We start from the raw sequence: 5132 nt of genomic DNA, 5'->3' as shown, positions 1-5132 counted from the left end.
GCCTCTTCCTCGCCGTGTTCGCGCTGGCCCAACTCATCGTCGGCCCGTTGTCGGACCGCATCGGCCGCCGGCCCGTGGTGCTGGGCGGCTTGGCCGTCTTCATCGTGGGCAGCGTGGTTTGTGCTTTGGCGAGCGATCTGCCGTTGCTGCTGTTCGGCCGCGCGCTTCAGGCCGTCGGCGTCGCCGCCGCGTCGGTGCTGGCACGCGCCGCCGCGCGGGACCGTTTCGAAGGCCCGCAACTCGCTGCGCTGCTCGGCCGCATCATGGTTGTCATGGCCGCCGCGCCGGGCTTCTCGCCGCTGCTGGGTGGTCTTGTACAGGCCGCCTGGGGCTGGCGGGCGCTGTTTGTCGTGCTGGTGCTGGCAGGGCTGGCGCTGGCGGCGGCCTATGTCGGCATCGTCGGCGAGACGCTGCCGGCCGAGAGACGGCGACGCCAGCCGGCCAGCGCGCTGGCACGCGGCTACGTCGTGCTGCTGGGTGATGCGCGCTTCATGCGCCCGGCACTCGCCACCGCCGCCATCCTCGGCGCGCTGTTTGCGTTCTTCGGCACCGCGCCGCTGGTGCTGGCGCGCGACTTCGGCTTCAGCGCACTGCAGGTCGGGCTGTTCTTTGCCACGTCCGTGTTCGTCGTCTTCGCAGCAGGGCAGACCGCGCCGCACTGGGCCTCGCGCTGGGGTGGCCCCACCGTGCTGCGCATTGGCGCAGCGCTGGCAACACTCGGCGGCCTGACGATGCTTGTCGCGAGTGGAGCCGGTCTCGCGGGTTTTGCCGTCGCGGTGGGCATCTTCCTGTTCGGCATGGGGCTGGTCTCACCCACTGGCACCGCACTGGCGTTGACGCCATTTGCATCGCAGGCCGGCCAGGCCTCCGCGCTGCTGGGCTTTCTGCAGATGGCGGCAGCGGCACTGCTGACAACGGCTGCCGCGACGTTGCCCGGTGCGCGCATGGATGCCTTGGCCCTGGTGCTGGCGGGAGGCGGTTTGCTGGCCCTGCTTTCTGGCGCCGCAAAGCCGGCCGCGGCGGTAGTACGCGCGTCCTGACAAAGCAAAAGGGCGAGCCTCACGGCTCGSCCTTCTTAGGATCAGCGACTGATCAGTCTGCCTGCTTGCGCAGGAAGGCCGGGATCTCGATCTCGTCCATGCCGTTGGACGACAGCGCCTCGACCTTGGCCGCGGCACTGCCCGAACGGCCATGGCGCCAGACGCTGGGCACATTGGCGTTCGCAAAGTCGCCCAGGCCGAGGCCGACATTGGCCTGCTGGCCCGTGGCCGGCGTGGCCATGGCCACGGCCTGCGTCAGCACAGGCATGCCGTCGGTACCGTTGCGCACCACCTGCTGGGTCTGCACGACCTGCAGCGGCGCCTGCTGGCGGGCGCGGCCGGCCGTCAGGCCGGTGGCGATGACGGTCACGCGCAGCGCGTCGCCCAGGCTCTCGTCGTAGGCGGTGCCGAAGATGACGTGCGCTTCATCCGAGGCGTAGCGCTTGATCGCGTTCATCGCGTTGCGCGACTCGCTGAGCTTGAAGTTGCTGCGGCCCGCGGCGATCAGCACCAGCACGCCACGCGCACCGGAGAGGTCGATGCCTTCCAGCAACGGGCAGGCCACGGCCGCTTCGGCGGCCTTGGCGGCGCGGTCCGGGCCGGTGGCTTGCGCCGTGCCCATCATCGCCTTGCCCGGCTCGCTCATCACCGTCTTGACGTCTTCGAAGTCGACGTTGACCAGGCCGGGGATGTGGATGATGTCGGAAATGCCGCCAACGGCGTTCTTCAGCACGTCATTGGCATGCGCGAAGGCCTGATCCTGCGTGACATCGTCGCCCAGCACATCGAGCAGCTTGTCATTCAGCACGACGATCAGCGAGTCGACATTTGCTTCGAGCTCGGCGAGGCCGGCATCGGCCGCCTTGGCGCGCCGGCCGCCTTCGAAATCGAAGGGTTTGGTGACGACACCGACCGTCAGGATGCCCATTTCCTTGGCAACCCTGGCAATCACCGGTGCAGCACCGGTGCCGGTACCACCGCCCATACCGGCGGTGATGAACAGCATATTGGCGCCGGCGATGGATTCGCGAATGCGGTTTTCGGCCTCTTCAGCCGCCGCCTTGCCCATTTCGGGTTTGGCGCCGGCACCGAGACCGGAGGTGCCGAGTTGCAGCAGCTGGTCGGCCTTGGACCGATTCAGTGCCTGCGCGTCGGTATTCGCGCAGATGAATTCCACGCCCTGAACGCCCTGGGCGATCATGTGGTCCACGGCGTTGCCGCCGCCACCACCGACCCCGATCACCTTGATTTGGGTGCCTTGGTCAAACTCTTCGATCATCTCGATGGGCATATCGATCTCCTAACTGCTGCAATTGTGCCGTGGCACTCAATGGATGACTAGTTGCTGAAACAAATTTTTCGTAGCTATTGTTGGTTTTGGGGGGTCAAAAATTCCCCATGAACCAATCCTTGACCCGTCCAAGCAGGGTTTGCACCGAACCGGCCTGCTGCGCGGCCTTGAAACCTCGGCTGCGCGACAGCCGGGCCTCCTCCAACAGTCCCATGACGGTCGCCGAGCGAGGGTTGGCAACCATGTCGTAAAGGGCACCTKAATAAGTGGGCAGGCCGCGCCGGACGGGTTTCAGGAAAATATCCTCGGCGAGTTCCACCATGCCCGGCATGACGGCCGATCCACCGGTCAACACGATGCCGGAGGACAGCAATTCCTCATACCCGCTCTCACGAATGACCTGATGCACCAGGGAAAAGATTTCCTCGACGCGCGGCTCGATGACGCCGGCCAGCGCCTGCTTGGACAGCATCCTGGGGCTGCGGTCGCCCAGGCCGGGCACTTCCACTTGGTCGGAGGGGTCGGCCAGCAGCTGCTTGGCGACGCCATATTCGACCTTGATTTCCTCGGCGTCCTTGGTCGGCGTGCGCAACGCCATCGCGATATCGCTGGTGATCAAGTCGCCCGCGATGGGGATGACGGCGGTATGGCGGATCGAGCCGCCGGTGAATATCGCCACATCGGTCGTGCCGGCGCCAATATCGACCAGCGCGACCCCCAGGTCGCGTTCGTCGGCGGTCAGGGCGGCATGGCTGGAGGCGCTCGGGTTCAAAACCAGCTGATCCACTTCCAAACCGCAGCGGCGCACGCATTTGACAATGTTTTCGGCCGCGCTCTGTGCGCCGGTCACGATATGGACCTTGACCTCCAGCCGGCCACCGCTCATGCCGACGGGCTCCTTCACCTCATGGCCGTCAATGACAAATTCCTGCGGCTCGACCAGCAGCAGGCGCTGGTCGTTGGGAATATTGATGGCCTTGGCGGTTTCGACGACGCGAGTCACATCGACCGGCGTGACCTCCTTGTCGCGCACGATGACCATGCCGGTGGAGTTCTGGCCGCGGATATGGCTGCCCGTAATCCCCGTGTAAACCCTAGATATTTTGCAGTCGGCCATCATTTCGGCCTCTTTCAAGGCCTGCTGGATGGACTGGACGGTGGCGTCGATATTGACGACGACGCCGCGCTTCAAGCCATGTGACGGCGCCACCCCGAGGCCGGCAATGCGCAAATCCCCCCCCGGCAAAACCTCGGCCACGACGGCCATGATCTTGGCGGTCCCAATATCCAGCCCGACGACCAAATCCTTGTATTCCTTGGCCATGTCCGTCCTCAACGTTTTCTATTTACGGGTTTACCCGGGGTGTTCGTCGTCACGCCGCGCAGCTTGACCGCGTAGCCGTCGGCGTGGCGCAGGTCGGCGGACAGCAATGGGCTGCGGTAGGTCGCCGTGACCTGCGTGATGGATTGGGCGAAGCGGCCGAAGCGCTCGACCACGTCGGTCTCGCTGCCGCGGCCCAGTTCGACAACGGCGCCGCTGCCCAGCGTCGCGCGCCAGGAGCCGCGGCCCGACAGGTCCAGGCGGTCGATGCCCTCGCCGAGTTTTTCAGCGGCTGGCGACAGCGCCCGCCACATCTGCAGCATCGCGCCGGCGGTCTGCGCCGGGCCGGCGAGTACCGGCAGGGTTTCGTCCTCGACGTCGCCGAGATTGGCCTGGAAAACTTCGCCGAAGCTGTTGACCAGGGCCCGTTCGGCCGCGGCCTCGGTCGCAGAGTCGGCACCATCGGTGCGCGCCTCCCAATAGGCGGCGGCCCGGTGTTCCTCGAGATTGACCCGCAGCCGCATCGGCCAGACGCGCGTCAGCTGCGCGCGCCGCACCCAGGGCACAGCCTCGAAAGCGGCGCGGCCGTCCTTCAGGCTCATGCTGAGAAAGGAGCCGTGCAGGCGCGGCAGGGCATTGGCGCGCAGCGAGGCCACGCTGTTGCGGCTGACATCGCCCTCCACCTGGATGGCGCGCAGGTTGAACGCCGGCAGGCGCACGACCCAGCGCAGCACACCCCAAGCGGCGGTTGCCACCAGCGCAGCCACGAGCAGCGCCGACACCGCATTCATCAAGCGGATGTCGGACGGCAGCGCGGCGGTGGCGGCGGCGGAGTTCATGCGCGATCGAGCCTCGCTTGCGACAGCAGCCACAGGCACAGATGCGGGTAGTCCACGCCCACGGCCTGCGCGGCCTTGGGCACCAGGGAGTGCGACGTCATTCCGGGGCTGGTGTTCATCTCCAGCAGGAAGGGCTTCATGTCGGACTTGCGCAGCATCAGGTCAGCGCGACCCCAGCCGCGGCAACCGAGCAGGCGATAGGCATGCAGCACGAGGCGACCGATCTCGGCCTCGAGTGCAGCGGGCAGCGAGCCGAACAGGTACTGCGTCGTATCGGTCTCGTACTTGTTCGCGAAGTCGTAGTTGCCGGCCTCGGCGCGGATCTCGATGACGGGCAGCGCGACGGCGCCCTCGCCTTCACCCAGCACGGCACAGGTCAGCTCGGGCCCTTCGATGCATTGCTCGAACAGCAGCTCATCGTCAAAGCCCAGCGCCAACTCGACAGCGCCCTGCATGTCGGAATAGCCGGCGGCCTTGGTGATGCCGATGCTCGAACCCTCGTGCGGCGGCTTCACGACGACGGGCAGGCCGAGCGTGTCGGGAATCGTGCGGATGCGCTCGCGAGTCAGTTCGGCGCGGGACAGGGCCAGGTATTGCGGCGTCGGCAGGCCCTCGTTGGCCCACAGCCGCTTGGTCATGGT

4 protein-coding genes and 1 pseudogene are annotated in these 5132 nt (G+C 66.6%); 1 reads left to right on the top strand and 4 read right to left on the bottom strand.

What is annotated here, in order from left to right:
• On the top strand, nt 1-1040 hold a 1040-nt coding region (locus ACXJKR_RS23835), incomplete at its 5' end, for a Bcr/CflA family efflux MFS transporter (RefSeq protein ID WP_457324923.1).
• A gap of 52 nt (nt 1041-1092) precedes the next feature.
• Here ACXJKR_RS23835 and ftsZ read toward each other — a convergent pair.
• From ftsZ to ACXJKR_RS23815, 4 genes and pseudogenes are all read right to left on the bottom strand, one after another.
• Complete coding sequence (gene ftsZ / locus ACXJKR_RS23830) at nt 1093-2331, bottom strand: cell division protein FtsZ (protein WP_056202920.1); 1239 nt, start codon at nt 2329-2331, stop codon at nt 1093-1095.
• 94 nt (nt 2332-2425) lie between these two features.
• Nucleotides 2426-3655: a cell division protein FtsA gene (gene ftsA, locus ACXJKR_RS23825; protein ID WP_457324922.1), complete on the bottom strand. Its 1230-nt coding sequence runs from the start codon at nt 3653-3655 to the stop codon at nt 2426-2428.
• Between the two features lie 8 nt (nt 3656-3663).
• Nucleotides 3664-4491 carry a cell division protein FtsQ/DivIB gene (locus tag ACXJKR_RS23820; RefSeq protein ID WP_457324921.1) on the bottom strand — a complete coding sequence of 276 codons (828 nt, stop codon included), beginning with the start codon at nt 4489-4491 and terminating at the stop codon, nt 3664-3666.
• Nucleotides 4488-5132: pseudogene (locus ACXJKR_RS23815) on the bottom strand (D-alanine--D-alanine ligase); the annotation flags it as partial. The pseudogene ACXJKR_RS23815 and the gene ACXJKR_RS23820, both read right to left, overlap by 4 nt.

Source organism: Roseateles sp. P5_E11 (genome assembly GCF_054049355.1).
This window is presented reverse-complemented; position numbering and strand designations above follow the sequence as displayed.